The following is a 26,608-nucleotide window of genomic DNA, read 5'->3' on the forward strand; positions in this document are numbered from 1 at the left end:
GCGCGCGTGAAAACGACGGCACAAACTCCGGTTTCGACTGAGATGGGAAGATTCAAGTGGCGAGCAGGGTGCGAACCAAGGCGGACTACCTGGCCGGGCTCCGCGACGGCAGGCGGGTCTACGTCGGTGGCGAGCTGGTCACCGACGTGACGACTCACGACGCGTTCAAGAACGCGGCCGACAGCATCGGCGACATTTACTCGGCGGTGTCGGACCCGAAGAACGAAGACCTCACGACGTACGTCGAGGAGGAGACCGGCGACCGGTGCAGCCTGACCTTCCTCCGCCCGCTGGACCGCGCGGACATCGCCGCCAAGCGGCGGTTCCACCAGGTCGTGGCGGAGACCAGCAACGGCCTGATGGGGCGCACCCCGGACCACGTCGGCTCGTCGGTGACCGGGATGGCCTGCCAGGCGGACGTCTTCACCGACGGCGGGTACCCCGAGCACGTCCTGGACTACTGGCGGTACGTGCGTGACCGCGACCTGTACGTCGCGCACGCGGTGGCGCCGCCGTCAGGCACGCGGGCACTGGGCTCGCTGGGCGACGGGAACAAGTCGAGAGAGCCGGTGAAGAACCCGAACGCGCTCCGCGTGGTCGACTCCGACAGCGAGGGCGTCACCGTGCACGGCGTGAAGGTGCTGGCGACGTCCGCGGTCCTCGCCGACGAGATCTGGGTCGGCAACATCCTGCCGCTGCGGCCGGGGGACGAGGCGCACTCGGTCTCCTTCGCCGTCCCGGTCGCGACCGAGGGCCTGAAGCTGATCAGCCGGACGCCGTTCGAGGCCCGCGCCCGCAACAGCTACGAGTACCCGCTGGCGGCGAACTTCGACGAGACCGACTCGGTCCTGGTGTTCGACCAGGTGAAGGTGCCCTGGGAGCGGGTCTTCACCTTCGACGGGATCGCCACCTCGATCGCGGCCTTCAACAGCACCCCGGCGCACGCGCTGGCGAACCTGCAGGCGCACGTACGGCTGCTGACCAAGACCGGAACCATGCTCGGCCTGACCCGTCTGATCACCGAGGTCATCGGCACCTCGGGCATCCCGGGCGTGCAGGAGGAGCTCCGCCGGATGGCCCTCTACGTCGGCATGCTCGACGGCCTGATCCAGGGGCAGGAGACCCGGCCGGAGCGGTGGCCGGGCGGGTTCGTGAGCAACAACCGCGAAGTCCTCTACGCGACCATGGCCTGGAGCTCGCAGTCGTTCCCGCAGTTCGCCCTGCGGATGCGCGAGCTGATCGGCGGGCACCCGTTCCGCCAGCCCGCGGACGTCAGCGCGTTCGCCGACGCGGAAGCCACCGACGCCTACCTGCGCACCTCGGGCCAGGCCGACGCCGGGAGCGCCAAGGAGCACTACCAGCTCATGCGGACGGCATGGGACATGATCGGCAGCGAGTTCGCGAGCCGGCACCTCCAGTACGAGATGTTCTACGCGGGACCGCCGCACGTGACCAACGGCCACCTGGGCCGTGCGTTCGACTGGAACCGCGTCGACGGGCTGGCCGAGCGGCTGACCCGGCGGATCCGCGAGAAGACCGATGCCCAGCACGCCTGACGCCGGGCCGGTCGCCGCCCGGCCGGACCCTTCGGCCGCAGGGACCCGGCTGGGGACCCGCACCGTGTTCAGCCGGTGCGCCGCGACGGTCAACCTCATCGCCTGCCTTCAGGACGGCATGGCCACCGGGATGACCGCGACCTCGGTCTGCTCGCTCTCCCTCGACCCGCCGTCGGCGCTGATCTGCGTCCACCGGGAAGCGCGCACCCGCGACGCGATCGTGGCCGCGGGCACCTTCGTGATCAACGTCCTGAGCCGGGGGCAGGAGGAGCTCGCCAACCGGTTCAGCAGGCCCGGCTCGGACAAGGCGATCCCGGCCGAGCTGCTGAACACCCATGCCGGCCCCGATGCGTCCTATCCCGTCCTGAACGGCGTCGCCGGAGCGCTGATGTGCCGGCTCGCGAACGTCGTCGACTTCGGCTCGCACTCGATCATGATCGGCCTCGTCGAGCAGGTCATCGAGGGCCCGGCGGACGCCGAGCCGCTCGTCTACCACGACCGCAGATACGTCACCACCGTCGCCGACCTCGACCACCTCGCCCGCCGGATCACCGACGAGAGCCTGATCTCCGCCCTCGGGTGGTAGCCGGCTCCGGCGGCGATCGGCAGTCCCCACCGACAAGCGCGCCCACGACGAACAAGGAGCAGCTTTGACCGACAACACCTATTTCTCTGTGGCGGCGATGCAGCCGAACATGCACTACGCGGCGAATCTCGAGGAGCTGTGGGACAAGAACCTGAACCGCTGGCTGGAGCTCATCGACCACATGGTGCCGTACTGGTCGATGATCACCGGGGCGCCCTGCCGGCTCCTGGTGTTCCCGGAGTACGGCTTCATGAGCCTGCCGCGCACGCCCGACGGCAGCTGGAACGGCGTCTCGATCAAGATTCCCGGTCCCGAGACCGACGCGCTCGCCGAGAAGGCCAGGAAGCACGGCGTGTACATCGGTGCGCACGCGTGGGTCGAGTACGACGACCTCCCGGGCCGCCCGATGAGCGTCGCCTTCCTGATCGCGCCCGACGGCTCGATCCCGCTGATCCACCACAAGGTCGTGACCAGCAAGTCCTACGAGGCCGGGAGCGCGGCGCCCGGTGACGTCTACGACTGGTTCGTCAAGAAGTTCGGCGACGGGCTCGACGCGTTCTTCCCGGTCGCGCAGACCGAACTCGGCGGCATCGGCTTCCAGATCTGCGGCGAAGGCCAGTACGCCGAGACCTCCCGCGGGCTGATGCTCAACGGCGCCGAGATCCTGCTGCGGCCGAACGCCTGGATCGAGCCGTGGATGGCCGAGCCGCAGGACCTGATGTCGGTGATCACCCGGTTCCACGCGTTCTCGAACATGACCTACGTCGTCGAGGCGAACCGCGGCCACCTCTACCACCCGGGCCGGGCCGTCGACTTCGGTGCGGGACGCTCGATGATCGCCGACTACACGGGACGGCTGCTGGCCCGGGCCTCGGCGCACGGCGAGATGGGCGTCGCGGCGGAGGTGAACATGGAGTCGCTGCGCCGCTACCGCGAGGAGAGCGGTTTCTGCTCGCGCACGGTCTTCATGCCGACCGAGATCTTCGCCAAGGTCTACACCGATTCGGGCCGGATGTGGCCCAGCAACACCCTGATGGGCCGGGAGACCTCGATGAGCTCCGAGGAGTGGGAGGAGATCCGCCGGCAGGTGATCGAGTCCCGCCGCGACGTGTTCAAGGAGTCCGCGTACCGCAGGAGCCTGCGTGCCTAGCCCGTACCGGAGCACGCGGTCCGCAGGCAGCCGAAACCCGGAGAGGTCCACCCGATGATCGAGAGCAGTTCGAGAGCCGAGATCCGCGCTCTGTGGGACTCGGCCTGGCCGGCACCCGTCGACCGGGAAACCGCCGAGAACGCGACCGTCCTGACGCTGACCATCCTCGACACCGAGTTCGAGATACGGCTGCTGGCGGGGCCGGCGCCGCAGACCTGCGCGGCGGTCCTCCAGGAACTCCCGGTGACGGGATACCTGGTCCACGCGGCCTGGTCGGGGGACGTGGTCCGCGGCCTCGGCCCGGTCGACCTGGGCGAGGTCGACGCCACCGAGAACGCGACCGCGTGCTGCGCGCCGGGGGACGTCGTCTTCAGCCCGGAGCACCGGGAGTTGTCGATCATCTACGGCGACAACGACATGCGGATGCCGACCGGCCCGGTCTTCGCCTCCGTCTTCGGGCGGATCGAACGGAAGGTCGGGGTTCTCCAGCAGATCGGACGGGACATCAGGGTGTTCGGCACCGTCCCGTTCACGATCTCGCGTTAGGCCCGGTTGCCGGTGGCCGGACAGGGTGAGGCCACGGCCACCGGCAACCGTCCCCGCACCCCGGGCGCGCGCCCGGGGGAAGGACTCACGGCAGGAGGAATCCGTTGACCATCGGAAGTCTCACCGGCCGGGTGGCGATCGTCACCGGCGCGGCGGGAGGCATCGGCCGGGCCTGCGCGGCGGCGCTGTCCAGGCGTGGTGCCGTCGTGATCGGGGCCGACCTCCGTGATCGTCCGGTGCCCGGCGGTCCGGCGATCACGGAGTTCCGCCGTCTCGACGTCACCGATCCCGAGGCGGTCGACGCCCTGGTCGGCGAGGTCGCGGCGGCGCACGAGGGGCTGAGCATCCTGGTCAACTCCACGGGTCTCTACCCGAGCGCGCCGCTGACCGGGATCGGCGCGGGGGAGTGGGACCGGGTCCTGGGCGTCAACCTGAAGGGGCCGCATCTCTGCGTGGCCGCCTTCGCCCGGGCGCTGGTCGCCGCCGGGCGGCCGGGCACGGTGGTCAACATCTCCTCGACGGCCGCCGCGCGCGCCCGCCTCGGGGCGGCGCACTACTCGGCCTCGAAGGCCGGGTTGGACATGCTGACCAGGTCGCAGTCGCTCGAACTGGCCCGGCACGGCATCAGGGTGAACGCGGTGGCGCCCGGATACGTGAAAGTGGACAGCAGCGTCAACCCGATCTCGGCGGAGTACGAGGACGCGGTGCTGTCCGGAATCCCGCTGGGCCGCGTCGGCCGCCCCGACGACGTCGCCGAGGCGGTCGCCTTCCTCTGCGGCGACGCCGCCGCATGGATCACTGGCGAGGTGCTCGTCGTCGACGGCGGGGCGAGCGCCGGCAACGCCGGCCTGCCGCCGAGCGGGCCGGACGGCCGGGTGCGGAGCCCGCGATGAAGATCGTCCGTGTTGCGGGAACTCCGTTCGCCCGGGGCCTGGCCCACGGCGAGCAGGCACGCGAGGAGATCCACGAGGCGATCCGGGTCTACCGCCGGTGGTTCGAAACGTTCGCGCGGCTCTCCTGGGAGGCCGCCCGCGACGCCGCCCGGGCGCACCGGCCGTGGCTGGAAAACCGGGACCCGGCCGCCCTGGAGGAGATGCGCGGGATCGCGGCGGGGGCCGGTGTGCCGACCACCGAAATCGTCGCGCTCAACTTCCGCACCGAGATCGCCTACGCGGCGGCGGGGGACCTGGCGCTGACCGAGTGCACCGTGCTCGGGGTCGACGCGTCGGCATCGGGAGACGGGCACGTCTATCTCGCCCAGAACTGGGACTGGCTCACCGAACTGCTCCCGCTCACGATCATGCTGGACTGGGAGTTCGACGGCGGGCGCGCGGTCTCGGTCACCGAGCCGGGCATGCTCGCGAAGTTCGGGGTGAACTCCGCGGGCGTCGCGCTGTGCGTGAACCTGCTCGGCAGCGACGCCCATGGTCGGGGCGGGAGCTTCCACACGCTCGCCCGGCGGGTGCTGGAGTCCGCGACGGTGCTCGACGCGACCTGGGCGGTCACCGGCTCGGAGCGGGCCGGCTCCGGCAACTTCCTCATCGGCGGCGCATCCGGTGAGCTCATCGACGTCGAGTACAACCCGGTGCGCTGCCGGCTCCTGTTCCCCGCGAACGGGACGCTGGCGCACGCCAACCACTTCGTCGGCCCCGATCCCGGCGTACGTGACCGCCTCGACGTCCTGCGCGGGCTGTCGCCCGGGACGTACTTCCGGCAGTGGCGCGCGGAGCAACTGCTCGCGGCCGGGCCGGGCGCCGGGCTCGCCGGAATGCAGGCGATCCTGCGGGACCACTACGGCGCTCCGGAGAGCATCTGCCGGCATCCCCAGCCACCCGGGCGACGGGAGGTGCTGGGTCAGACCAACGTCTCGTTGATCATCGACGTCACCGCCTCCGCGTTGCACTACACGCTCGGCTGCCCGTGCCGAAGCGACTACGAGAGGATCTCGCTGCCATGGGCCTGACCGCGTCCGAAGAGCCGTGGCGCTGGGACGAGGCCGTCTGGCGCGGCCATCTCGACCTGGTCCGGGCCGGTCGCTCCCTGAAGCCGGCCCGCTGGCCGGGGGAGGCGCGGGTCGCGGTGGCCGTGTCCTTCGACTCCGACCATGAGACGATCCCGCTGCGGGACGGCCAGACGTCCCCAGGGCAGCTCGCCCAGGGCGAGTACGGCGCGCGCGCCGGCGTGCCGCGGATCCTGCGGATGCTGGAGCGCCACGGCATCCCGGCGACCTTCTTCATGCCGGCCGTCTCGGCACTGGCACACCCCGAAGAGGCCCGCGCGTACGTCGCCGCCGGGCACGAGATCGCCGCGCACGGCTGGATCCACGAGCGGACCACGCTGCTGCCGCCCGCGGACGAGCGGGCCCTCACCGAGCGCTCGCTGGACACCCTGGAGCGGATCTGCGGGGTGCGCCCCGTCGGGATCCGGACGCCGTCCTGGGACTTCAGCCCGAGCACGCTGTCGATCATCCGGGATCTCGGCCTGACCTACGACTCGTCGCTGATGGCGGACGACGAGCCGTACGAGATCCTCGCAGGCGGCGAGCCGACCGGGCTGGTCGAGATACCCGTCGACTGGATCCGCGACGACGCCCCCTATTTCGTGATGGACCGGTTCGGCTCCGCCCGCCCGTACATCGCGCCGCGCGACGTGCTGGAGATCTGGCGCGACGAGTTCGACCTCGCCCGCGCCGAGGGCGGGCTGTTCCAGCTGACCCTGCACCCGCACGTGATCGGGCACCGTTCGAGGATGCGGGTGCTCGACGCGCTGCTGAGCCATGTGACCGGCTACGACGACGTGTGGTGTGCCACCCATGCGCAGGTCGCGGAGGTGGTGAGAGGTTCGCTTCCAGCACCCGCCATCAAAGGTTGATAATACGTCCTTTAAATTCCAGGATCGCGACTGCCGCCGACGCGCGCTCGATGCCGCTCCCGGCTGGCTCCGCGCAGATCCGACACCGCAGGAAGGACCCCACGTGCGCACCCGAGCCGACTGGGAGCAACTGGCGCGAACCCTCCGATTCCGGCGGAACGCGTTCATCGACGGCTCCTTCGCCCCCGCCGCGGCCGGCGAGGAGTTCGAGACCCGCAACCCGGCCACCGGCGCAGTGATCACCACGGTCGCCCGGGCCCGGACGACCGACGTCGACTGGGCCGTCCGCGCCGCCCGCCGCTCGTTCGAGGCGGGGTCATGGTCGCGGGCGAAGCCGGCGCACCGCAAGGCCGTCCTCCTCCGGCTCGCGGACCTGATCCGCTCGAACGCCGACGAGCTCGCGTTGCTCGACACCCTCGACGGCGGGAAGCTCATCGCCGACACCTGGTCCTACGACGTCCCGGACAGCGCCGCCACCGTGCAGTGGTACGCCGAGACCACCGACAAGCAGTACGGAGAGGTCGCCCCGACCGGGCCCGGCGACCTGGCGATCGTCACCCGCGAACCGGTGGGTGTGGTCGGCGCCGTCGTGCCGTGGAACTACCCGCTGGGCATGGCGATCTGGAAGATCGCCCCAGCGCTCGCCACCGGCAACAGCATGGTGGTCAAGCCCGCCGAGGACTCGCCGCTGTCCGCGCTGCGGCTCGCCGAACTCGCGGCCGAGGCCGGACTTCCGGACGGCGTCCTGAACGTGGTGCCCGGCTACGGGGCCGAGGCCGGACGCGCGCTCGGTGAGCATCCCGACGTCGACGCCATCGGCTTCACCGGCTCGACCGCCGTGGGAAAGCTCTTCCTCGGCTACGCCGGCGCCTCCAACATGAAGCAGGTCTGGCTCGAATGCGGCGGGAAGAGCGCGAACGTGGTCTTCGCGGACGCCGCGGACCTGGACGTCGTCGCGGACAAGGTGGTCCTGGGAATCTACTCCTGCGCCGGCCAGATCTGCTCCGCCGGCTCGCGGCTGCTGGTGGAGGAGCGGGTCGCCGACGACCTGACCGACCGGATCGCGACCCGGGCCCGGGCCCTGCGGGTCGGCGACCCACTCGACCCGGAGAGCACCATGGGCCCGCTGGTGAGCAGGACCCAACTGGACCGGGTCATGGGATACGTGGCGGCCGGGCGGGCCGAGGCGAGACTCGCGTTCGGCGGCCACCGCCTGCACCAGGAGACGGGCGGCCACTACCTCGAGCCGACGGCGTTCACCGAGGTCGGCCCGACCGCGACGATCGCGCGTGAAGAGATCTTCGGGCCGGTGCTGGCGATCACGACGTTCCGCGAGGAACACGAGGCGATCACGCGCGCGAACGCCACCGACTACGGGCTCGCCGCGTCCGTCTTCACCACCGACATCCACCGCGCCCACCGGATGGCGGCGGCCCTGCGCGCGGGCACGGTGTCGGTGAACACGGTCGACGCGCTCGACGTCACCACGCCGTTCGGCGGGGTGAAACAGTCCGGCTTCGGCCGCGACCTCTCGCTGCACGCCCTGGAGAAGTACACCTCGCTGAAGACCACATGGTTCGCTGGCGCTACGAAAGGACGACCGTGACCTCCCCCGAAGCCCCGCCGCTCGTCGACTACCTCGTGCTCGGCGGCGGAACCGCCGGCTGCATCGTGGCCTCGCGGCTGAGCGAGGACCCCGAGGTGACGGTGTCGCTGGTCGAAGCCGGACCGAGCGACGCCGACGAACCGCGGGCGCACCGGATCCAGCGGTGGCCGGAGATGCTGGAAGGGGAGTACGACCTCGACTACCGCAGCGTTCCCCAGGAGCGCGGGAACTCGTTCATCCGCCAGGCCCGGCTGCGGATCCTGGGCGGCTGCTCGACCGCGAACACCATGATCACCTGGCGTCCCTTCCGCGGCGACCTCGACGAGTGGGTGGCCTTCGGTGCCGACGGGTGGGACTACGAGACCGTCAACCCGTACTTCGACCGGCTGCGCGCGCCGGTCACCCCCATCCCCCCGCAGGACCGGAACCCCTACCTCCGGGACGTGATCGACGCCGCGGCGGCGGCACTCGACCTGCCCGTGCGCGAGTCCTGGAACGACACCGAGTTCCGCACCGGCGCCGGCTACTTCGAGATCGGCTACGACCCGGCGACCAACCACCGGTCGTCCGCGTCCTCCACCTACATCCGCGGCGGAGCCGCCGACCGGGAGAACCTGCACCTCCTCCTCGGGGCACTGGTGGAGCGGGTGATCGTCGAGGACGGCCGCGCCGTCGGAGCGGTGGTGCGCCGGGCCGACGGCAGGCTCCGCGAGCTGAGGGCCCGCCGGGAGGTGGTCGTCTGCTGCGGCGCGATCGACTCTCCCGCGCTGCTGATGCGCTCGGGGATCGGCCCGCGCGCGGTCCTCGCCGCCGCCGGCATCGACGTCCTGGTCGACCTCCCCGGTGTCGGCGAGAACCTCCAGGACCACGCGGAGGGCCTGGTCATCTGGGAGGCGACGGGGGAGCGCCCCTCGACCCGGGCGACCGGGTGGGACGCCGGCTACGTCGCGATCGTCGACGAGGACAGCGTGGTCCCCGACGTGTCGACGCACATCCCCCTCGAGACCTGGGGCGTGAACGCCGAGCGGTACGGGGCGGTGCTCCCGGACAACAACGTCTCGCTGGTGCCCAACGTCGGCAAGCCGCGAAGCCGCGGCCGGGTCTGGATCACCTCGCCCGATCCGGAGGCGCCGCCGTCGATCGACTACCGCTACTTCACCGACCCGGACGGGCACGACGAGCGGATGCTCGTCGCCGGCGCCCGGCTGGCGCGGCGGGTCGCGGAGCAGGAGCCGTTCGCCTCGCATCTCGTCCGCGAGGTGTTCCCGGGACCCGACGTCCAGACCGACGCCGAGCTCTCGGCGGTGCTGCGGGCGACCCACCAGACCGTCTACCACGTGTCGTGCACCTGCAAGATGGGAGCCGACGACGACCCGATGGCCGTCCTGGACCCGCACCTGCGAGTTCGAGGGATCGACGGCCTGCGCGTCGTCGACGCGTCCGTGTTCCCCACCATCCCGGCGCTGAACCCGGTCGGTCTGGTCATGACCGTCGCGGAGCGGGCCGCCGATCTGATCCGCGGCGAGAACGGTGCCGGCTCCTCGCCGGCCGGTGGCTGACCAGGCGTGGAAACGATCGGCCCGCCCTATCGCCCGTCCTGCCGGTAGCGGCCGGGCGGGACGCCCTTCCAGCGGCGGAACGCGTGGATGAACGCGGCGGGTTCGGAGTAACCGAGCCGCCGGGCGATGTCCTGCGCGGGCAGGCCTTCCCCGAGCAACCGCTCGGCGAGGCCGGCCCGCACGTCGTCCAGCAGCTCGCGGTAGCCGGTGCCCTCGGCGGCGAGCCTGCGGCGCACGGTGCGCGGGCTGACCGCCAGCCGGGCGGCGACGCCGTCGAGACCGAGGGCGGGGTCGCGCACCAGCATGGCGCGGACCCGCACGGCGAAGCTCCGGCCGGCGTCGGCCCGGCCGTTACCGGCCAGCCGGGCCAGGGCCTTTTCGGACCGTCGCACGATGTGGTGGTCGGCCATCGGTAGCGGCCGGTCCAGTAACGCGGCGTCCAGCGCGATGAGGTTGCGGGCGGCCGAGAAGACGGGGTCGATCCCGAAGAACCCGCGGTAGTGGTCGGCGTGCGCCGGGGCCGGATAGGTGAAATGGAGCCGGCGCGGCGTCACGGACGTGAACATCATCTCCTGGTGCAAGGTCATCGCCATGGCCATGTCCCGCTCCAGGAAGAAGGTCCGCGTTTTCGCCGGAAGCCCGCCGGCGTCCAGCAGGATCCGGTACTCGACCTGGTCGATCTCCATCCGCGCTTCCGTCATGGCGAAGGTGTGGTCGGCATGGCGGAGCCAGAAGCCGGCCGCCTCCCGCGCGGTGGGACAGCTCATCATCCCGATCGCCCAGACGCCGTACGCGGTGAAATGCATCCGGGATCCGGCGATCAAGCCGAGTCCCGGCTCGTCGCAGGCGTCCAGCAGGTTGGCCACGGCGTCGAGTTCCTGGCCGGCGTCGATCTCATGCTCGGGGTCGGTCAGATCCTCGTCGGACAGGCCGGTGCCGGCCAGGCAGCGCTCCGCGGTCACTCCGTGCTCGGCCGCCAGCCCTACGATCACCGCCAGGCCGGCCGTGGCCCGCCGCGTGGTGCCCATGCGCGCCTCCCGGGACGGGTCGTGCCCTGACCGGAATTATCAACCCGGCTGGCCGCCGCGCGCATGGTCAGGAGCGAACAGGACGCCTACCGTCATCTCGTAGCGGGCGCTGTCCGGCTGCGCCGTTCGAGTGGAGAGCGTGATCATCATGACCTCGACCCGACCCCCGTTCGACGAGATCGACATATCCAGCGAGGAGTTCTGGGCACAGTCGCCCGACCACCGCGACAAGGCGTTCGCCGTGCTGCGCCAGGAACGGCCGGTGTCGTGGCACCGGCCGCTGGCGGGCGGCATGGTGGAGCCGACCTGCACGGGTTTCTGGGCGGTGGTGCGGCACGAGGACATCGTCACGGTGAGCCGTAACCCCCGGGTGTTCTCGTCGGCGGCCGAGAACGGCGGGGTCGGCCTGGCCGACGTCCCGCCCGACACGCTCAAGGCCATGGTGTCGATCCTGGTGATGGACGACCCCGAGCATCTCCGCCAGCGCAAGTTGATCAGCTCGGTGTTCACCCCCCGCCGGGTGGCCATGATCGAGGGGCAGATCAGGGCCCAGGCGCGGCGGATCGTGGCCGACCTGGCGAGCGACCGTACCGGCGCGGCGGACTTCGTCGATGCGGTGTCCAAACGGCTGCCGATGTGGACGATCTCCGAGATGCTCGGGGTGCCCGAGCAACTGCGCGAGGTGGTCGCGGAGAACGGCAACACCATCGCCGGCTGCGCCGACGACGAGTACCAGGACGGCCGCAGCCCGATGGAGGTGATCTTCGACGCCATTCTCGTCCAGCGCGAGCTCATGACGGAGCTGATGGCCGCCCGCCGGGCCGAGCCGCGCGACGACCTGATCACCGAGCTGGTGCACGCGGAGATCGAGGGGGAGCGGCTCACCGACGACGAGTTGCACGCCTTCCTGCTGCTGCTGTGCCTGGCCGGCAACGACACCACCCGGCACACGACCAGCCTCACGATGAAGGCGCTCACCGACTTCCCCGACCAGCGCGCGCTGCTGCTCGCGGACCTGCCCGGCCGGCTGCCCGCGGCCGTCGACGAGTTCCTGCGCTGGTCCAGCACCGTCCAGATGTTCTCCCGGACCGTGCTGGAGGACGTCGAGCTGAACGGCCGGCCGATCGCGGCGGGCGACAGGGTCGTGGTCTTCTACCCTTCGGGCAACCGGGACGAGGAGGTCTTCACCGACCCGCACCGTTTCGACGTGACCCGCACGCCCAACCCGCACATCGCGTTCGGCGGCGGGGGACCGCACTACTGTCTCGGCAGCCACCTGGCCCGGACCCAGCTGCACGCGATCTTCACCGAGTTGCTGACCCGGCTGCCGGACCTGCGGGCGGGAGAGCCGGAGTTCGTGGTCGGCAACGCCATCCGCGGGGTCAAGAGGATGCCCTGCACCTTCACCCCGACCGGCTGACGCCTCCGGGCCGCAGGGGTCAGTGCGCCGCCTCGGTTTCGACGAAGCAGCGGACGCCGGGGCGCAGCAACATGCCCGGCAGGGGGCGGACGAGGCCCTCCCGGACCGCGACCCCGGACGCCTCGGCGCGTGACCGCACGTCGATCCTGTCCAGGACGTGCCCGACATGGCTATGCACCGTCCGCGGCGACACCATGAGTTCGGCGGCGATCGCCTGGTCGGTCATGCCCATGGCGAGGCGGGTGAGCACGTCCAGCTCCCGCTCGGTGAGCCCGTACGGCGGGGCGCAGGGCCGCTCCTGCACGAGCGTTCCCAGCCCGGTCTGCCGGGCGAGGAGCAGCCGCACCCATGCGCCGCCGGCGGGCCAGAGCATCCGCAGCCGGTGGCCGGCCGAGGCGGCGAAGTCGTCGACGACCTGCCGCAGCCGGGCGTCGGCCAGCGCGGCGGGGCGCGTCCGGTCGGGGACGTCCAGGACCTGGCCGTCGCGGACCACGGCGGCCCGCGCCGGGCGAGCGTGCGGGGCGCCGGCCGACAGCGACCGGTGCGCTTCCGCGAACGGGTCGGCGATCGCGGCGAAGACGGGCAGGACCGCCTGCAGCGTCTCCTGCGCCGCATCGTCGAATCGGCGGGCACGGGAACTGGAGATGTGCACCAGGCCGACATAGCGCCCGTTGCGCCGCAGCGCCCCGGTCATACCGTCGCGGAAACCGGCGGGCGCGAGGTGGTGCTCGTAGATCCAACCGTGGCGGAAGGACTGTCCCGGCTCGGTCGAGATCGACGGGGGCAACGGTCCGGCGAGCACGGCCTCGAACCACCGGCTCCGCACGAAGTCGCCGCTCAGCACGTCGAGCACTCCGCCCGGATAGGCGTGCGAGGCCATACCGCGATGCGCGCCGCCGACCGGGTCCCGGCACACCACCGCGCACGCGTCGCCGGACAGCGCCTCGGCGAGCATCTCCACGGCCGCAGTGCCGGCGGCGGTGCGGTCGGGTTCGGCCGCCAGGGCACCGATGCGGGCGGCGAGCGCGACCTGTCGCCGAGTCGGCATGTCGACTCCGGTAATTAAGATCGTTTTGGCCCTGATGGTAGGGGTGGGGCAGCCTCAGGACAAGCGTCCGCACTGCTCAGACTGCTCGGCCGCCGCGTGGAATCGGTAAAAGTACGGATGCCGGCCGGTGACCCGTTGCCGTCTACTTGTCTCCGATTCGAACGCGAGGAAGCGGGACGCAATGACGACCGGGTACGTCTATCACGAGCTTTTCGGCTGGCACGACACGGGAACCAACGTCGGGCTTCTCCCCGCCGACCCCGCCGCCGGGCTCCAGCCGTTCGTCCACTTCGAGAACGCGGAAACCAAGCGGCGCATGCACGAACTCATCGTCGTCAGCGGGCTCATCGACCGACTGGAGCGCATCCGCCCGGTGCACGCATCGGAGGAGCAGATCCTGCGCGTGCACACCGAGGCCTACCTCGAACGCATCCGCAGCGAGAGCCGGCTGCCGAAGGGCGGCGACGGCGGCGACGGCTTCACACCGTTCGGGCAGGGCGGCTACCAGATCGCGACGCTCGCGGCCGGCGGGGTCATCGCGGCGGTCGACGCGGTCGTCTCGGGCGCGGTGGACAACGCGTACGCGCTCGTCCGGCCGCCGGGGCACCACGCGGTCGCCGACCTGGGCATGGGCTTCTGCCTGTTCAGCAACCTGGCGATCGCGGCCAGGCACGCGCAGCAGGCCCTCGGCGTCGAGCGCATCGCGGTCGTCGACTGGGACGTCCACCACGGCAACGGCACCCAGGCGGCCTTCGAGGACGACCCGTCCGTCCTCACCATCTCGCTGCACCAGGACAACGTCTTCCCGCCCAACAGCGGGTCCGTCGAGGAGCGCGGCACCGGAGCCGGGCACGGCTACGCGCTCAACGTCCCGCTGCCGCCCGGGACCGGCGACTACGGTTACCTCTACGCGATGGACCAGGTCGTGGTGCCGGCCATCCGCGCCTTCCAGCCCGACCTCGTCCTCGTCGCGTCCGGTTTCGACGCGAGCGCCATGGACCCGCTCGCCCGGCAACTGGTCACGTCCGAGGGCTACCGCATGCTCACCGAGCGGCTGATGGCGGTGGCCGAGGAGACCTGCGACGGCCGCATCGCGATGTCCCACGAGGGCGGCTACAGCCCCGTCTACGTCCCGTTCTGCGGCCTCGCGGTCATGGAGGCCCTCGCCGGCGCGCCGGCGTTCCCCGACCCGTACGCCCCGATCGTGACCGGCTTCGCCGGCCGCGACCTGCAACCGCACCAGCAGGCCACCGTCGACCGGGTGAGCCCGTTCGTCGCCGACCTCACCCGGTCGTCCGCGCCGACCTGAAGGCCCGGACCAACGCTTACGTGTGCAACGTCGGTGCCCCACAGGCGTCGTGCAGGCGGAGGGCGACCCGGGGCAGGCCGTCGGGGCCGGAGGTGACATCGGCGTCGACCCGGTAGACCTCGCGGAGCATTTCGGCCGTGACCACCTCCGGCGGGGGGCCGTCCGCGACGACGCGCCCGCCGTCCAGCACCACCAGGCGGTGGCAGGCCGCGGCGGCCAGTTGCAGGTCGTGCAGGGCGATCAGCGCGGTGACGCCCAGCCGCCCGACCAGTCGCAGCACCTCCACCTGGTGGCGCAGGTCGAGGTGGTTGGTGGGCTCGTCCAGGATCAGCAGGCGGGGCTCCTGGACGAGTGCCCGGGCGAGCTGCACGCGCTGCCGCTCGCCCCCCGACAGGGTGGTCACCGAGCGGTGCGCGAGGTGGGCGACGTCGCAGCGCCGCATCACGTCGGCGACCATCCGGTGCTCGGCGGCCGACAGCCCGCCGAGCGGGCCCTGGTGCGGGACGCGGCCGAGCGCGACGATCTGCTCGGCGGTGTTCTCCAGGTCCGCGGGGGAGTCCTGGGTGAGCACGGCCACCTGCCGGGCGACGTCCCTGGCGGGGGTGCGCCACACGTCGGCGCCGCCGACGCGCACCGTGCCGGTGTCGGGCCGCACGCTCCGGTAGACGCAGCGCAGCAGGCTGGACTTGCCGCTGCCGTTCGGTCCGAGCAGGCCGACGATCTGTCCGGGGGGCACGTGCAGCGTGACCCCCGACAGTCCCGCGGGCGCCCAGCCCAGCTCGTCGATGTGCAGGGAGACGGCGGTCATCGCCACTCCTTCCGGTCCGCGCGCCGCAGTAGGGCCAGGAAGAACGGCGCGCCGAGGACGGCGGTGATCACCCCGATCGGGATCTCGTCCGGTCGGTTGAGCACGCGGGCGCTGACATCGACCCACAGCAGCAGGATCGCGCCGGTCAGCGCGCTGAGCGGGAGGACCCGGCGGTTGTCCCCGCCGACCGCCAGGCGCACCGCGTGCGGGACCATCAGCGCGACGAACCCGATGCCGCCGCTGACGGCGACGACCGCGCCGATGACCACCGCGCAGCCGATGATCATGCGTCGCCGGAGCCGGCCGACCTCCAGGCCGAGGCTGGTGGCACCCTCCTCGCCGAGGACGAGCGCGTTCAACCGGCCGCTCTGCGCCCAGAACCAGAGGGTGCCGGCCACCACCACGGCGATCGGCACGCCGATGTCGCGCCACTGGGTGCCGCCGAGCCCGCCGAGCGTCCAGAACATGGCCGAGCGCACGTCCTTGTCCGGCGAGGTCAGCACCAGGTAGTGGGTGATCGCCTCGGTGAACGCGGCGACCGCGACACCGGCCAGGATCAGCCGGGTCGGCGCGACCGTCCCCCGGCCGCCGGCCAGCAGCATGACGAGCGCGAACGCCGCCATCGCCCCGAGGAAGGCGGCCACCGGCAGGGAGAACAGGCCGAACGGGGTGATGCCGACGATGATGACCAGGACGGCGCCGAACGAGGCGCCGGAGCTCGCGCCGATCAGGTACGGGTCGGCGAGGGGGTTGCGCAGCACCGCCTGCAGCACCGCGCCCACGGTCGCGAGCCCGGCGCCCACCGCGGTGCCGAGCAGCACCCGGGGCAGCCGGATGTCCAGCACGATCACCGCCTGCGGCCCGGCGGGAGCCGGCTCCACCAGGCCGGGCAGGTAACGGTGCCCGATCACCTGGGCGACGTCGCCGAACGGGATGGAGACCGGCCCCAGCCCCACCGCGGCGATCATCGAGAGCACCAGCACCACCGCCAGGATCCCGACCAGGGCGGGTGACGTGGCGTACGGCCCCCTCGCCGGGCGGCGCCCGGCGAGGGGGCCGGCGTCGACCCTCACCGGGCCAGTCCCTCCGTGATCGTCTTCAGGGCGCGGCCGCTGCGCACGCCCGGCTGGGTGTCGTTGACGGGAACGATGATGAACCGGTTCTCCTTGACCGCGGTGACGTCCTTGAGCGGGCCATAGGACTTCATGAAGGCGATCGCCTGGGCGGCGGGCTCGAACACCTGGTCCTCGACCAGGATGGCGTCGGGGTTGCGCTTGACGACCTCCTCCCAGCTCACCTGCTTGTACGAGGTGACCTCGGGGAAGATGTTGGTGCCGCCGGCCCGGCGGATCAGGTCGTCGACCAGGGCCGCGGAACCCGCGGTGGCGGGCTTGGCCTTGCCGCCCGCGTAGTCGAAGACCTTGGGCGCCCCCGAGGCCGGCCTGACCGCGCCGACCTCACCCTGCAGCCGGCGGACCAGTTCCTCCGCCCTGCCGGGGACGCCGAACACCTTGCCCAGGGCCCGCACGTCGGCGTACACGTCCTCGACCTTCGCCTTGCGGCCGGGGCAGTTGGCCGACAGCAGGTGGGTGTTGACGCCCTCCCGCTGCAGCGCGGCCCGGTCGCCCATCGCCTTGGGGCCGTAGTCGTCGGGGTAGCCGCTGACCACCATGTCGGGGTTGACCGAGTAGACGACTTCCTTGGACGGCGGCGGGAAGGCCTTCTCGGCGATCACCTTGACGCCCCGCAGGTCGCCGGCGTACTCGGGGACGATGTCCTTGGCGGCCACGGTGCCCGCCAGCCGGCCCTTCAGGCCGAGCGCGAGCATCACCTCGGTGGCCACGGTGCTGGAGGTGACCACCCGCTCCGGGGTCTTGGCGTACCGGTAGGACACGCCGCAGTTCTCCACCGTGACCGGCGCGGCGGACGGCCCGGCCGTGGTGGTGTCCTCCGCGCCGCCGCAGCCCGCGACCAGCACGGCGACCGCCGCGGCCGCCACAACACCAGGGATCTTCTTCATCAGGGGGTTTCCTCTTCCTCGTTCTCCCCGGCCCGTGCGGGGACCGGGGTACAGCGGGCCGCTCCGCGATCCCGGGGTCTCAGACATGGGGCATCGGCAGCCGTTCGGGGTCGGGGGGCAGCGGTTCGGCGCCGTCGCCCAGGAAGGGGAACGCGGCGGGCCCGGTGGAGCGCAGACCGGGCACGACGACGCGGGCCACCGCCAGGCCGAGCCGGGCCAGGTCCGGCGGGGTGATGTCGACGGCCACCGCCGCCAGGCCGCGGGCGGTCAGGGCGGCGTCCAGGTCGATCCGGCCGGGGCGCCACCGGCCGCCGGGGCGGCCCGTGGCCAGCCGGGCGGCGACCGCGCCGGCGACGCGGGGGTCGGCCAGCAGTTGCAGGGTGCAGACCAGGTCGGTGGCGTCGGCCAGGTCGGGCCGGTAGGAGTCGGCGTAGCGCCGGTCGTCCCGCCGTGGTTTGAGCACCGCGGACCATTCGGGGATACCGCCGATCACCGCGTCCAGGGTGTCGAGCGAGACGAGGGCCTCGGCCGCGGCCTTGGCGCCGGCGGCGGCGACCGGGTCGGCGGCGTCCGGAACGAGGGCGCAGCCCACGCCCAGCCGCTCGCCGCCGGCCCGCGCGGCGCACAGGACGACCGGGGCGCCCACCAGGTTCGGCACCCGGTGCCAGCTCAGCCGGACCCCTTCGGGGAGCGGCACCGGCAGCGGCGGCAGCGGCGGGAACGCCCGGTGCGCGTACCAGGCGGTGGCCAGCGCGTGGCGTTCGACCACCTCGGCGAGCGCGGCGGAGCGGGCGGCCGCGGGGGTCGGCCCGGCGGCGATGCCCGCGGCGATCGGCAGGTGCGGTGGCCGCCCCCGGGTTCCGGCGTGCTCGCCGTGCGCCAGCCAGACCAGCGACGCCGGGACCATGCGCCGCTCGCGGGCCGCGGTGCGCCCGGCGACCCAGAACACCGGGTCGTCGCGGCGCAGCCCGGCGAAGGGGAATCCCGGTCTGCCGTGCTGGGCGGGTGAGTAGAGCGCGAGCGCGGCGGGGTCGACCGCGCGGGACCCCAACCGCCGCCAGCCGGACCGCACCAGCCGCCGGGCCGGCACCAGGTGGCCGGCGTAGCGTTCGGCGGCCTCGCCGATGGCCCGGCGGGCGGCCTCGGCCGGGCCGGTCCACGAGGTGCCGCCGACCACGGGGTTGCCCAGGGGCAGCGCGAAGGCGCCGGTGGCGGCCAGTTCGGCGGTCGCGGTGTGCAGCACGCCATGGCTGCGGCCGGTCTCCACGGAGCGCACCGGCCCGCAGCGCGGGTCGAGCAGCCCGGCGTTCACGTGTGCGGCAGCGGGACGAGGTTGACCTCGTCCTCGCGGATCGGGGCGGACCGCAGGCCGAGCCGGACCGGGTCGGTGTACAGCCGGGTGCCGCCGAGGAAGGGGAACGCGGCGGGGGCGTTGGAGTAGGCGCCGGGCACCACCACGCGCGCCGCGCGGAATCCGGCCGCGGCGACGTCGGGCGTGGTGACGTCCACCGCGCAGGCGGACAACCCGGCGGCGGCCAGCCGGCCCAGGTACACCTCGTAGGGGTCGCCGGCCGGCCGGGGCAGCTCGTCCAGGCCGATCGGCCGGTGGTCGCCGGTGATCGGCTCCAGGTGGCGGCGCAGCCGGGGGTCCAGCCAGATCTGGCTGTGGCAGGACAGGTCGGCCACGTCGCGGAAGTCGGGCCGGTAGGAGTCGGCGTAGCGGCGGTCGGCCCGGTGCGGGTGGAAGAACTCCAGCGGGATCGTCCCCTCGCGGGCGGCGGTCCAGATATCGCCGCCGGGGTCCAGCAGGCCCATCGCGTACTGGCGCAGCGTGACGGCCTCGGCCAGCGCCTTGTGCACGGCGGCGGCGGGGTCGGTGCGGGCGGCGACACCGAAGACGGTCAGCTCGTGCTCGGGATCCTCCAGCAGGACGCCGATGACGGCGATGTCGAACACGGTGGGCAGCGCGACCACCCGGTACCGGCACGGCCCGGCCGCGCCGGCCGCCCGGGCCCAGCCGGGTCCCAGGCCGGGTGCGGGGCGCAGCACCGGGGCCAGCCGCGGGTGGTCGATCCGGACCGGGCGGGCGGGCAGCCGGTTGGCCCACCAGATGACGGTGGCGTCCCGTTCGACGACCTCTTCGAGGGCGGCGGTGCGGGCCATGCGGTCGTCGGTGCCGGCGGCGATCCCGGCGAGCATGACGAAGTTGGTGACCGGCTCGTCGAGCCGGGGCGGCTGGTGGTAGTTGACGTAGACCAGTGAGGCGGGCACCCAGACGGGTTCGCCCGCCGGCAGCGACGCCCCTTCGGCCCACAGCACCGGAAGGTCGGCGGTGAAGGGGGTGAACGGGCAGCCCGGTTCGGCGTACTGCGCCGCGGAGTACAGCGCCAGCGCCGCCGGGTCGAGGGCGTTCTCGCCGGCCGCGACCAGTTCCGCGCGGGAGGCGCGGCGCAGCCCGGCGGGGACGAAGTTGCCGCAGTACCGCTCGACCGCCTCGCCGATCGCGCTCATCCTGGCGCGGTCGGGGTCGCCGAAGGCGGTGCCGGTGGAGAACCGGTCGGCCGGCCAGGGCAGCCGCGCGGCGATGTCGGCGACGTGCGTGGCGCAGACGTCCAGGCCGCGGGGCCACCACGGCTCGGGGTCGGCGTGGACGACCTGCGTGATCACTCCGGTGCGCGGGTCGACCAGCGCGTCGGGGTTCATCCGTGCTCCTCGGCGTTCGGCTGCGGCAGCCGCAGCGGACCGAACTCGAACTCCAGGCCGACCGGCTCGGCCGGGGCGCGATGGCGGGGGACGCGCCCGGCGGTCAGTTCCACGTGCAGGCGGTCTCCGGCGGGCAGGTCGGCGGCGACGGGCGGCAGCCGCAGCCCGGCCCGGCCGGTGCCGGCCGGCAGCGGGGCGGTGGTGTCGCCGATCCGGACCCGGGCGCCGTCGGCGCGTTCGTGCACGAGCGTCGCCACCAGCTCCACCGGCCGCCGCGCGCGGACGGTCACGTCCAGGCGCGCCGCGCCGTGCCAGCGCAGCGGCCCGTCGGCGGTCAGCCGCACCGCGTCCTCGCGCCCGGCCACCGCGGCCAGGTCCGCCGAGTGCGGCAGCGACGGGAACGGGTCGGCGGGGTCGTGGCGCAGCCCCGTCCGGTCGGCCGCCGCCGGCACCGGCCGGTACCGGGGGCGGCGGGACGGGCGGGGGTCCCGGTCCTCCCATCCGCCGCCCAGCACCAGGCAGCGGTGGGGGTCGGTCCACTTCTCCCCAGCGGCGACGGTGGCCAGCCAGCTCAGCATCAGCTCGGCGGCGTCCGGCTCGGCCGGCGCCTCGATCGCGCACTCGGGGCGCAGCCGGTGGGTGAGCGGGGAAGCCCAGCCGCCCACGACCGTGGTGGGGTCGGCGGCCAGCAGCGCGTGACGCAGCGTGGTCTCCGCCGACCGGCAGTACCAGCTGCCCAGGTGCAGGGTCGGGACGGCGGCGGCCCGGATCGCCCGTACCACCCGGCGTGCCTGCGGCTTCCAGGTGCTCGGCGTCGGCGGCCACGGGCCGACGGGCACCGGCCAGCGGCGTTCCAGGCCGGGGCCGGTGGGGTCGGCGGCCAGGGCGGGATCCAGTGCGAGCGCCAGGTCGTAGAGGCCGGGCCGGACCGCCGGGCCGCCTGCCAGGTCGGTGCGCCACCACAGCTCGTCGTCGAGCGGCGGGGTGCCGGTGACCGGCCACGGCTGGCGGGACGCCACGGCCCGCACCGCCGGGTGGCCGGCGGCGCACCAGGCCGCGTACGCCTCGTAACCGGTGCCGGCCGCCAGCACCCGGCCGTCGCACCACGGCCGTGCGACGGCCCAGTCCACGGTGGCCGCGCCGTCCGGCCCCTCGTCAGCGCCGGGGACGAACTCGCCGCCGGAGCGTTGCCGCCCGCGCAGGTCCTGCACGTAGGCCGCCACCCCCGCCGCGGCCAGCGCGGCCGCCTCCGGCCATGCCCCCGCCGCCCCGTAGGGGGTGCGTACGAGCACCACCGGCGCGGGCGTGCGCTCGGGCAGGAACAGGTCGCCGACCAGCCGGACCCCGTCGCGCGCCCGTACGGCCAGGTCCACCTCGATCCGCCGTTCGTTCACCGCGCGCGGGCGGAGCCCGGTCACCGGCCCGCCCGGGCGGGGGCGGGCGCCTCGCGCATCAGGCCGGCGGGGATCGGGAGGACCGGATGGCGGGCGACCCGGCCGGTGGCCGGGTCGGCGCCCGCCTGCACGCCGCGGCCCGGAGGGTCTTCGCCGCACAGCCAGGCCCGCAGGTCGGCGGTGATCAGGGCGGCGGCCATGGCCGCGCCGATCGGGGCAGCGGGGTCGGGTTCGGGGCGGCCGCCCTCGTCCAGCCAGCGCCAGTAGGCGGTCAGTTCGTCCGGCCAGGGGCTGGCGGCCAGCCGCCGGGTCCGGGTGTCGGTGTACCCGGCGTCGGCGGGGCCGGTTCGGAACGGGCCGGTGTACCAGCGGCGCCCCTCGGCGTGGCCGCGGTGCCAGGGCAGGCCGGCGGCCAGGCAGCGGGCGTCCAGTTCGGTCCAGCGCCGGTCGGGGAGCCACGGCGCGCAGGCCACCAGGGCGGCCAGGCCGGCCGCCCGCCCGATCAGCTCGTCCTCGGTGCCGCGGAGCGCCCGGATCCCGGTCCGGGTGAGCAGGTCCGCCACCGCGTCGGCGAGCGGGCAGTCCCCGGCGACGCCCACGGTGCCGGGGCGCGGGGCGGGTCCGGCGAGCACTCCCTCGGCGGCGAGCGCCGACCGCAGCTCCGGGTCGGTCAGGTCGGTGGTGCCGCCGTCGGGTTCGATCGCGAGGAACTCCTCGGCGGGCGTGTGCACCAGCCAGCCCTCGCCCGCCGGGATCGGCGACACCCCACCGGTCCATCGCACGTCGTTCATCGGCCCTTCGCGTCTCTACTCTGGGGGAACCGGTGCGGGCGCAACTCGTCTGCGCCCGCACCGGCCGGAACTTCACTTCACCGCCTCACGTCAGCGCCATGCGATGGCGGACGACCGCGCCGTGGCGTGGTTGGAGGAGTGAACCTGGCTGCGGCTCTTGGCGACCGCCAGCTTCTTGACCTTCATGTGTGCTCACCTCCTTCCGCAGGGGGTTCCGGTCTCCGGGACGGCTTGGCCGCGAGTTGCGCCGCGGCGTCGACCACCCCTGCACGAGAGACCGGCAGGGGTTCGAATCTCCGTGCGTCCGCATTAGATCTGAGAATGAAAACGGTTGTCAATATCGCTAGGGTGGGCATCCATGGACGCATCCCCCCGAATCGAGGCGGCGCCCCCGGCGAACGGGCTGGTCGGGCTGCTCACCGGCAACCGCGACTTCCGGCGCCTGTGGCTGGGTAACCTGATCAGCGTCTGCGGCGGCTGGTTCAGCGCGGTCGCGGTGTTCGCGATGGTCTACGAGCACAGCGGCGCGGCCCTGGCCGCGGGAGCGACCCTGGCCCTGCGCTACCTGCCCGGCCTGCTGATCGGGCCCTGGGGCGGTGTCCTCGCCGACCGCGCCGACCGCCGGACGATCATGCTGGCCGGGGACGCGGTACTGGCCGTGCTGGCACTGAGCTTCCTGCTCGCCGACGGCCCCCGGACACTCTGGCTGGTCTACCCGCTGACGTTCCTGTCCGCCGGGGCGGGCTTCGTCTTCCAGGCGGCCCGCAGCGCCTGGATGCCCTCCCTGGTCCGGCCCGAGGAGTACGTGCTCTACTCGGCGGCCGTCCAGGTCAACGGGCTACTGTTCCAGGCGGTGGGCGGGCTGGCCGGTGCCGCCGTCATCGGGCTGCTGGGCTGGCGCTGGGCGTTCGTGGTCAACGCGCTGTCCTTCGCGGTGTCCTTCCTGCTCACCGCGCGGGTGAAACGGGGCGACCGACGTGGTGCCACCGGCCCGGCACCCGGCTGGGCCGCGGCCTTCCGGGAGGGGGTGCGCACCGCCCGCAGGGTCCGGATCATCGCGGCCCTGCTCTGGCTCGAGGCCGTCTTCTGTCTGGGCCTGGGCGGCACGATCACCGCGATGACCTACCTGGCCCTGCACGTCCACGACCTCGGCGACGGCGGCACCGGCTGGTTCTACGCCGTCCAGGGCACGGTCGGAGCGGTGACGCTGGTGGCGCTCGCCCCCCGGCTGCAGCGGATGCGCCCCCGGGCCAGACTGGCCGTCGTCGGCCTGTCCTGCCTCGGCGAGGGCCTGTGCACCGCGCTGCTCGGCCTGCCCGCCTCCGCCGCGGGCGCCCTGGTGCTCTGGGGGTGCGCGGCGCTGGCCGAGGTCGTCTACGGGCCCACCGCCATCGCCGCGCTGCTGGCCGCCGCGGGCAACGAGACGCGCGGCCGGGTCATGTCGCTGTGGAGCGCCGTCGCCACCACGAGCCTCGCCGTCTCGGCCTTCACCACCGGCGCCCTGCTCGGCGCCCTCGGCCACCGGACCCTGCTGCTCCTGCTCGGCACGCTGATGGCCGCGCCCGGCGCGATCTGGCTGGCGGCCCTGGCGTCCGGCCGCATCGACCTCCCCCAGCAGGAGCACTCCGGCCACCTACACGGCGAGCACCGGAAGAGCCCCTGACCACCGGCCACGGGACGGCAGGCCGAACGGTCGGTGGCCGGATTCCCCGGCGACTTCATCACCGAGGGTCGGTATTCGGCGACATGTCCGGGGCGTTCTCGCCCGCTGAGGGCATCGGGCCCCGGGGGTGGTTCTGGCAGGTCAGCTGCCGGTGGGGGGTGGTGGAGTCCAGCGGGCCGTTGCCGTCGGGACGCCGTGGGCGGCTTTGAGTTCTTCGGGGATGGCGTAGTGCATGACGCGGCCGCGTGTCAGGGACGACAGTTCCAGTGTCGTCACCAGGCGGCCGAGCCGGTCGGAGAGCTGGGCCGCCCAGGGGCCGCGGTCCTCGAATCGTTCGATCGTTCCCAGCAGCATGGGGGCGATCTTGGTGATGGTGTCCCAGCGGGAGCGGGGGACCTGAAGCCAGTCGGCGGCGGTGTCGCCGACCAGGAAGCGGATGAGGGCGGGCACGGCGGGATCCAGGAGGGTTCCGGGGACGACCTGTTCGTACATGTCGATGAGTTGTCGTGTCAGGTGCGCCCCCTCGGTGGAGGGGCCCATGTGGCGGAGCATGTACCGGTCGGAGAACTCCCGGGCCGCCTGCAGGTCGGGAGGTATGGTCGCCGGGTCGCAGCCGAGGATCGTTCCCACGACCCGCCAGGCGTAGTAGTAGGCCTCGGCGCCCTCGGGGGTGATGTGGACGCCCAGCCGGTGCAGCGCGTCCAGGACCTGGATGCTGAACATCATCAGCCCGCCGAGCATGTCCTCCTGGCAGATGGGGACGGGCTCGGGCCAGCGCCCCTCCTGCTGGAGGTGGCGCCGGATGGAGGCGTGCAGCAGCCGGACCTTCTGCGCCGCCGGCAGGAACCGCCCGCCGGCCTCGAACGCGTCCGGCTGCAGGAGGTAGACGGTGAACTGGCCGGTCTCGGCCATCCGCCGGGCGGGGTAGGCCAGCGAGTGCGTCGCCGACAGCAGCCGGGCCACATGCGGGACCACGTAACAGGCCGGCATCGCCGCGAACGACAGCGCGGTGGAGATGTGCACGTCGTTGTCGATGAAGAACTGCCGGGCCTGCTCCATGACCGCCCAGTCGACCCACTCGGGTGGAGTCGCGGTGGCCTGCAGGTAGTCGCGGGCGGCGTCCGGCAGCCCCTCCGGCAGCGCCTGCCCGGAGGTGGTGAACCAGCGCATGAGCGTGTTGAACCTGGACACCTGCCCGCTGGTGAACAGGGCTTCGACGGTCGCGTCGGCCAGCTCGTCACCTTTCAGCCGCAGCTCGTCCATGGCGGTGTCGGTGTACTCGATCATCGGCGGTCGCCTCGCAGATCAGTCGGGTCAGGGCAGGGACGGTGTCCGGCGCCAGGCGGGCCCGCTCCAGCGCCGTTCGTGCGGACTCGGCGCGTTCGTCGATCATCTGCCGCACCCGGGCAGGTGCCCCCGACCGCTGCATGATCTCTCTGATCGCGGCGGCGTCGGCGGCGGTGATCTCCCTCCCGCCGGCGAGCAGGTTCTGCAGGTGTCGCCGGTCCGGAGGGGGCGCCAGGTCCAGCGTGAGGGCGAGCAGCGCGGTCGGTGTGCGGCCGGTCAGGTCGTCCAGGCACGACTTGCCGGTCTGCGCGGGGTCGCCGAACACGTCCTGTAGGTCGTCCCGCAGCTGGAACGCCTCGCCGAGCGGACGCGCGTAGGCGGCCAGCGCCTTCAGCATCGTGGTGCCGGCACCACCCAGCACGGCGCCGATCAGCAAGGGGTGCTCGATCGTGTAGGAGCCGGTCTTGAACCTCACGATCGCCAGGGAACGGGCCACATCGGGGGTGAGCCCGGTGCGCAGGAGCTCCAGGCACTCGCCGGCCACCAGCTCGCGGGCCATCGTCGTCCACAACGGAATGGCGCGGGCCAGGAACGTTCGCGGCAGGCCCGAGGTATGGAACAGCTGTCCCGCCCACGCCATCAACAGATCGCCGATCAGGACGGCCAGGCCGTCACCGAGTTTCTCGTGCGCCGTCGCCCGGCCCCGCCGCAGCGGGCTGTGGTCGATGAGGTCGTCGTGGACGATGGCCGCCGCGTGCACCAGTTCCAACGCCGCGGCCGCACGGACTATCCCGTCGGTGTCGGGCTGTCCCGACGCTCGCCACCCCCAGTAGCAGAACGCCGGACGGATCCGCTTGCCCCCGGCGACCGAGATGCGCATCTGCTCGGCGACCGGCGCCAGCTCTCCGTCCAGCGCCAGTAGCTCGGCGATCTCGCTTTCGACGAACTCCGCCAGCATCCGATCGACCCGGAGCCGAAGGTCACCCATCGGAGTTCCGCTCGACGACCCGCCGGGCGATCACCTCCATGTGCGCGTGTGGCAGGTGCCCGGTACGCCTGAGCGCCAGCGCACCCCGCGCCCGCAGCTCCTCCCGCACCGCCTCCAGCCCGGGAAGACGCCGGACCGTGCTCCGCATCCCTCCCATCACCAGATCGGCCACCCCGGCCGCCAGATAGATCACCTCGTCCTGCGGCCTGACGCGTTCACCTGGCTTCACGGGCACTCTCCGTTCCCTGGACAACACCGTCAGCCATGACACTCCG

At 73.0% G+C, this 26,608-nt stretch carries 24 protein-coding genes; 12 read left to right on the top strand and 12 right to left on the bottom strand.

Annotated features, from left to right (window positions below; genetic code table 11):
- Positions 1-68 precede the first annotated feature (68 nt).
- From DPM19_RS01110 to DPM19_RS01150, 9 genes are all read left to right on the top strand, one after another.
- Positions 69-1,556, top strand: a complete 1,488-nt coding sequence (locus DPM19_RS01110; RefSeq protein ID WP_146778711.1) for a 4-hydroxyphenylacetate 3-hydroxylase family protein — start codon at positions 69-71, stop codon at positions 1,554-1,556.
- Positions 1,540-2,142 (top strand): flavin reductase family protein, encoded by a 603-nt coding sequence (locus DPM19_RS01115; protein ID WP_111862850.1) that lies wholly within the window; start codon positions 1,540-1,542, stop codon positions 2,140-2,142. Before DPM19_RS01110 ends, DPM19_RS01115 begins: the two co-directional genes overlap by 17 nt.
- A gap of 64 nt (positions 2,143-2,206) precedes the next feature.
- On the top strand, positions 2,207-3,292 hold the full coding sequence (locus DPM19_RS01120) for a nitrilase-related carbon-nitrogen hydrolase (RefSeq protein WP_111862851.1): 1,086 nt from the start codon (positions 2,207-2,209) through the stop codon (positions 3,290-3,292).
- 54 nt (positions 3,293-3,346) lie between these two features.
- A complete protein-coding gene (locus tag DPM19_RS01125; RefSeq protein WP_111862852.1) occupies positions 3,347-3,838 on the top strand; it encodes a DUF3830 family protein in 492 nt (163 codons plus the stop codon).
- A gap of 104 nt (positions 3,839-3,942) precedes the next feature.
- Entirely contained in the window at positions 3,943-4,731 is a 789-nt protein-coding gene (locus DPM19_RS01130) for an SDR family NAD(P)-dependent oxidoreductase (RefSeq protein WP_199484762.1), read from the top strand.
- Complete coding sequence (locus DPM19_RS01135; RefSeq protein ID WP_158566668.1) at positions 4,728-5,801, top strand: C45 family autoproteolytic acyltransferase/hydolase; 1,074 nt, start codon at positions 4,728-4,730, stop codon at positions 5,799-5,801. The genes DPM19_RS01130 and DPM19_RS01135 overlap by 4 nt, the downstream gene beginning before the upstream one ends.
- Positions 5,792-6,709 carry a polysaccharide deacetylase family protein gene (locus tag DPM19_RS01140; RefSeq protein ID WP_111862854.1) on the top strand — a complete coding sequence of 306 codons (918 nt, stop codon included), beginning with the start codon at positions 5,792-5,794 and terminating at the stop codon, positions 6,707-6,709. The genes DPM19_RS01135 and DPM19_RS01140 overlap by 10 nt, the downstream gene beginning before the upstream one ends.
- A 103-nt stretch (positions 6,710-6,812) precedes the next feature.
- Positions 6,813-8,315, top strand: a complete 1,503-nt coding sequence (locus DPM19_RS01145) for an aldehyde dehydrogenase (RefSeq protein ID WP_111862855.1) — start codon at positions 6,813-6,815, stop codon at positions 8,313-8,315.
- Positions 8,312-9,874 (top strand): GMC family oxidoreductase, encoded by a 1,563-nt coding sequence (locus DPM19_RS01150; protein WP_199484763.1) that lies wholly within the window; start codon positions 8,312-8,314, stop codon positions 9,872-9,874. Before DPM19_RS01145 ends, DPM19_RS01150 begins: the two co-directional genes overlap by 4 nt.
- A gap of 26 nt (positions 9,875-9,900) precedes the next feature.
- Here the strand turns inward: DPM19_RS01150 and DPM19_RS01155 are convergent, their stop codons facing one another.
- Positions 9,901-10,902: an AraC family transcriptional regulator gene (locus tag DPM19_RS01155; protein WP_111862857.1), complete on the bottom strand. Its 1,002-nt coding sequence runs from the start codon at positions 10,900-10,902 to the stop codon at positions 9,901-9,903.
- A gap of 148 nt (positions 10,903-11,050) precedes the next feature.
- Between DPM19_RS01155 and DPM19_RS01160 the strand changes: the two genes are divergently transcribed.
- Entirely contained in the window at positions 11,051-12,322 is a 1,272-nt protein-coding gene (locus DPM19_RS01160) for a cytochrome P450 (protein ID WP_111863329.1), read from the top strand.
- A 19-nt stretch (positions 12,323-12,341) separates the two neighbouring features.
- Here DPM19_RS01160 and DPM19_RS01165 read toward each other — a convergent pair whose 3' ends face one another.
- The gene (locus DPM19_RS01165; RefSeq protein ID WP_111862858.1) at positions 12,342-13,370 is read right to left on the bottom strand and encodes a helix-turn-helix transcriptional regulator; all 1,029 of its coding nucleotides are present in this window, start codon (positions 13,368-13,370) and stop codon (positions 12,342-12,344) included.
- Between the two features lie 181 nt (positions 13,371-13,551).
- On the opposite strand from DPM19_RS01165, the gene DPM19_RS01170 reads away from it, so the two are divergent.
- On the top strand, positions 13,552-14,679 hold the full coding sequence (locus tag DPM19_RS01170) for a class II histone deacetylase (RefSeq protein ID WP_111862859.1): 1,128 nt from the start codon (positions 13,552-13,554) through the stop codon (positions 14,677-14,679).
- 16 nt (positions 14,680-14,695) lie between these two features.
- Here the strand turns inward: DPM19_RS01170 and DPM19_RS01175 are convergent, their stop codons facing one another.
- The 7 genes from DPM19_RS01175 to DPM19_RS01205 form a co-directional block, all read right to left on the bottom strand.
- Positions 14,696-15,487, bottom strand: a complete 792-nt coding sequence (locus DPM19_RS01175; RefSeq protein ID WP_111862860.1) for an ABC transporter ATP-binding protein — start codon at positions 15,485-15,487, stop codon at positions 14,696-14,698.
- Positions 15,484-16,560: a FecCD family ABC transporter permease gene (locus DPM19_RS01180; protein ID WP_199484764.1), complete on the bottom strand. Its 1,077-nt coding sequence runs from the start codon at positions 16,558-16,560 to the stop codon at positions 15,484-15,486. Before DPM19_RS01180 ends, DPM19_RS01175 begins: the two co-directional genes overlap by 4 nt.
- Positions 16,557-17,507, bottom strand: coding sequence for an ABC transporter substrate-binding protein (locus tag DPM19_RS01185; RefSeq protein WP_111862861.1), 951 nt, complete (start codon positions 17,505-17,507; stop codon positions 16,557-16,559). Before DPM19_RS01185 ends, DPM19_RS01180 begins: the two co-directional genes overlap by 4 nt.
- Positions 17,508-17,586: 79 nt before the next feature.
- On the bottom strand, positions 17,587-18,819 hold the full coding sequence (locus tag DPM19_RS01190; protein ID WP_111862862.1) for a YcaO-like family protein: 1,233 nt from the start codon (positions 18,817-18,819) through the stop codon (positions 17,587-17,589).
- Positions 18,816-20,210, bottom strand: a complete 1,395-nt coding sequence (locus DPM19_RS01195; RefSeq protein WP_111862863.1) for a YcaO-like family protein — start codon at positions 20,208-20,210, stop codon at positions 18,816-18,818. Before DPM19_RS01195 ends, DPM19_RS01190 begins: the two co-directional genes overlap by 4 nt.
- Positions 20,207-21,628: a CocE/NonD family hydrolase gene (locus DPM19_RS01200; protein WP_111862864.1), complete on the bottom strand. Its 1,422-nt coding sequence runs from the start codon at positions 21,626-21,628 to the stop codon at positions 20,207-20,209. Before DPM19_RS01200 ends, DPM19_RS01195 begins: the two co-directional genes overlap by 4 nt.
- Positions 21,625-22,395, bottom strand: coding sequence for a hypothetical protein (locus DPM19_RS01205; protein WP_111862865.1), 771 nt, complete (start codon positions 22,393-22,395; stop codon positions 21,625-21,627). The genes DPM19_RS01200 and DPM19_RS01205 overlap by 4 nt, the downstream gene beginning before the upstream one ends.
- Positions 22,396-22,753: 358 nt before the next feature.
- Here DPM19_RS01205 and DPM19_RS01210 point away from each other — a divergent pair, with 358 nt between their 5' ends.
- Positions 22,754-24,058 carry an MFS transporter gene (locus DPM19_RS01210; protein ID WP_111862866.1) on the top strand — a complete coding sequence of 435 codons (1,305 nt, stop codon included), beginning with the start codon at positions 22,754-22,756 and terminating at the stop codon, positions 24,056-24,058.
- A gap of 141 nt (positions 24,059-24,199) precedes the next feature.
- On the opposite strand, the gene DPM19_RS01215 is transcribed toward DPM19_RS01210, so the two are convergent.
- From DPM19_RS01215 to DPM19_RS01225, 3 genes are read right to left on the bottom strand one after another with little or no spacing between them, the layout of a single operon-like run.
- A complete protein-coding gene (locus DPM19_RS01215; RefSeq protein ID WP_233509738.1) occupies positions 24,200-25,345 on the bottom strand; it encodes an oxygenase MpaB family protein in 1,146 nt (381 codons plus the stop codon).
- Positions 25,296-26,333 (bottom strand): polyprenyl synthetase family protein, encoded by a 1,038-nt coding sequence (locus DPM19_RS01220; protein WP_111862867.1) that lies wholly within the window; start codon positions 26,331-26,333, stop codon positions 25,296-25,298. Before DPM19_RS01220 ends, DPM19_RS01215 begins: the two co-directional genes overlap by 50 nt.
- A complete protein-coding gene (locus tag DPM19_RS01225) occupies positions 26,326-26,562 on the bottom strand; it encodes a hypothetical protein (protein ID WP_199484765.1) in 237 nt (78 codons plus the stop codon). Before DPM19_RS01225 ends, DPM19_RS01220 begins: the two co-directional genes overlap by 8 nt.
- Positions 26,563-26,608: the final 46 nt, after the last annotated feature.

Source organism: Actinomadura craniellae, assembly GCF_003289645.1.
Classification (GTDB): domain Bacteria; phylum Actinomycetota; class Actinomycetes; order Streptosporangiales; family Streptosporangiaceae; genus Actinomadura_D; species Actinomadura_D craniellae.

Coding starts and splice junctions, on each gene's coding strand:
- DPM19_RS01115 (WP_111862850.1), top strand. CDS start 1,540: ATGCCCAGCACGCCTGACGCCGGGCCGGTCGCCGCCCGGCCGGACCCT.
- DPM19_RS01125 (WP_111862852.1), top strand. CDS start 3,347: ATGATCGAGAGCAGTTCGAGAGCCGAGATCCGCGCTCTGTGGGACTCG.
- DPM19_RS01135 (WP_158566668.1), top strand. CDS start 4,728: ATGAAGATCGTCCGTGTTGCGGGAACTCCGTTCGCCCGGGGCCTGGCC.
- DPM19_RS01140 (WP_111862854.1), top strand. CDS start 5,792: ATGGGCCTGACCGCGTCCGAAGAGCCGTGGCGCTGGGACGAGGCCGTC.
- DPM19_RS01155 (WP_111862857.1), bottom strand. CDS start 10,902: ATGGGCACCACGCGGCGGGCCACGGCCGGCCTGGCGGTGATCGTAGGG.
- DPM19_RS01160 (WP_111863329.1), top strand. CDS start 11,051: ATGACCTCGACCCGACCCCCGTTCGACGAGATCGACATATCCAGCGAG.
- DPM19_RS01165 (WP_111862858.1), bottom strand. CDS start 13,370: ATGCCGACTCGGCGACAGGTCGCGCTCGCCGCCCGCATCGGTGCCCTG.
- DPM19_RS01170 (WP_111862859.1), top strand. CDS start 13,552: ATGACGACCGGGTACGTCTATCACGAGCTTTTCGGCTGGCACGACACG.
- DPM19_RS01175 (WP_111862860.1), bottom strand. CDS start 15,487: ATGACCGCCGTCTCCCTGCACATCGACGAGCTGGGCTGGGCGCCCGCG.
- DPM19_RS01185 (WP_111862861.1), bottom strand. CDS start 17,507: ATGAAGAAGATCCCTGGTGTTGTGGCGGCCGCGGCGGTCGCCGTGCTG.
- DPM19_RS01195 (WP_111862863.1), bottom strand. CDS start 20,210: ATGAACCCCGACGCGCTGGTCGACCCGCGCACCGGAGTGATCACGCAG.
- DPM19_RS01205 (WP_111862865.1), bottom strand. CDS start 22,395: ATGAACGACGTGCGATGGACCGGTGGGGTGTCGCCGATCCCGGCGGGC.
- DPM19_RS01210 (WP_111862866.1), top strand. CDS start 22,754: ATGGACGCATCCCCCCGAATCGAGGCGGCGCCCCCGGCGAACGGGCTG.
- DPM19_RS01215 (WP_233509738.1), bottom strand. CDS start 25,345: ATGATCGAGTACACCGACACCGCCATGGACGAGCTGCGGCTGAAAGGT.
- DPM19_RS01220 (WP_111862867.1), bottom strand. CDS start 26,333: ATGGGTGACCTTCGGCTCCGGGTCGATCGGATGCTGGCGGAGTTCGTC.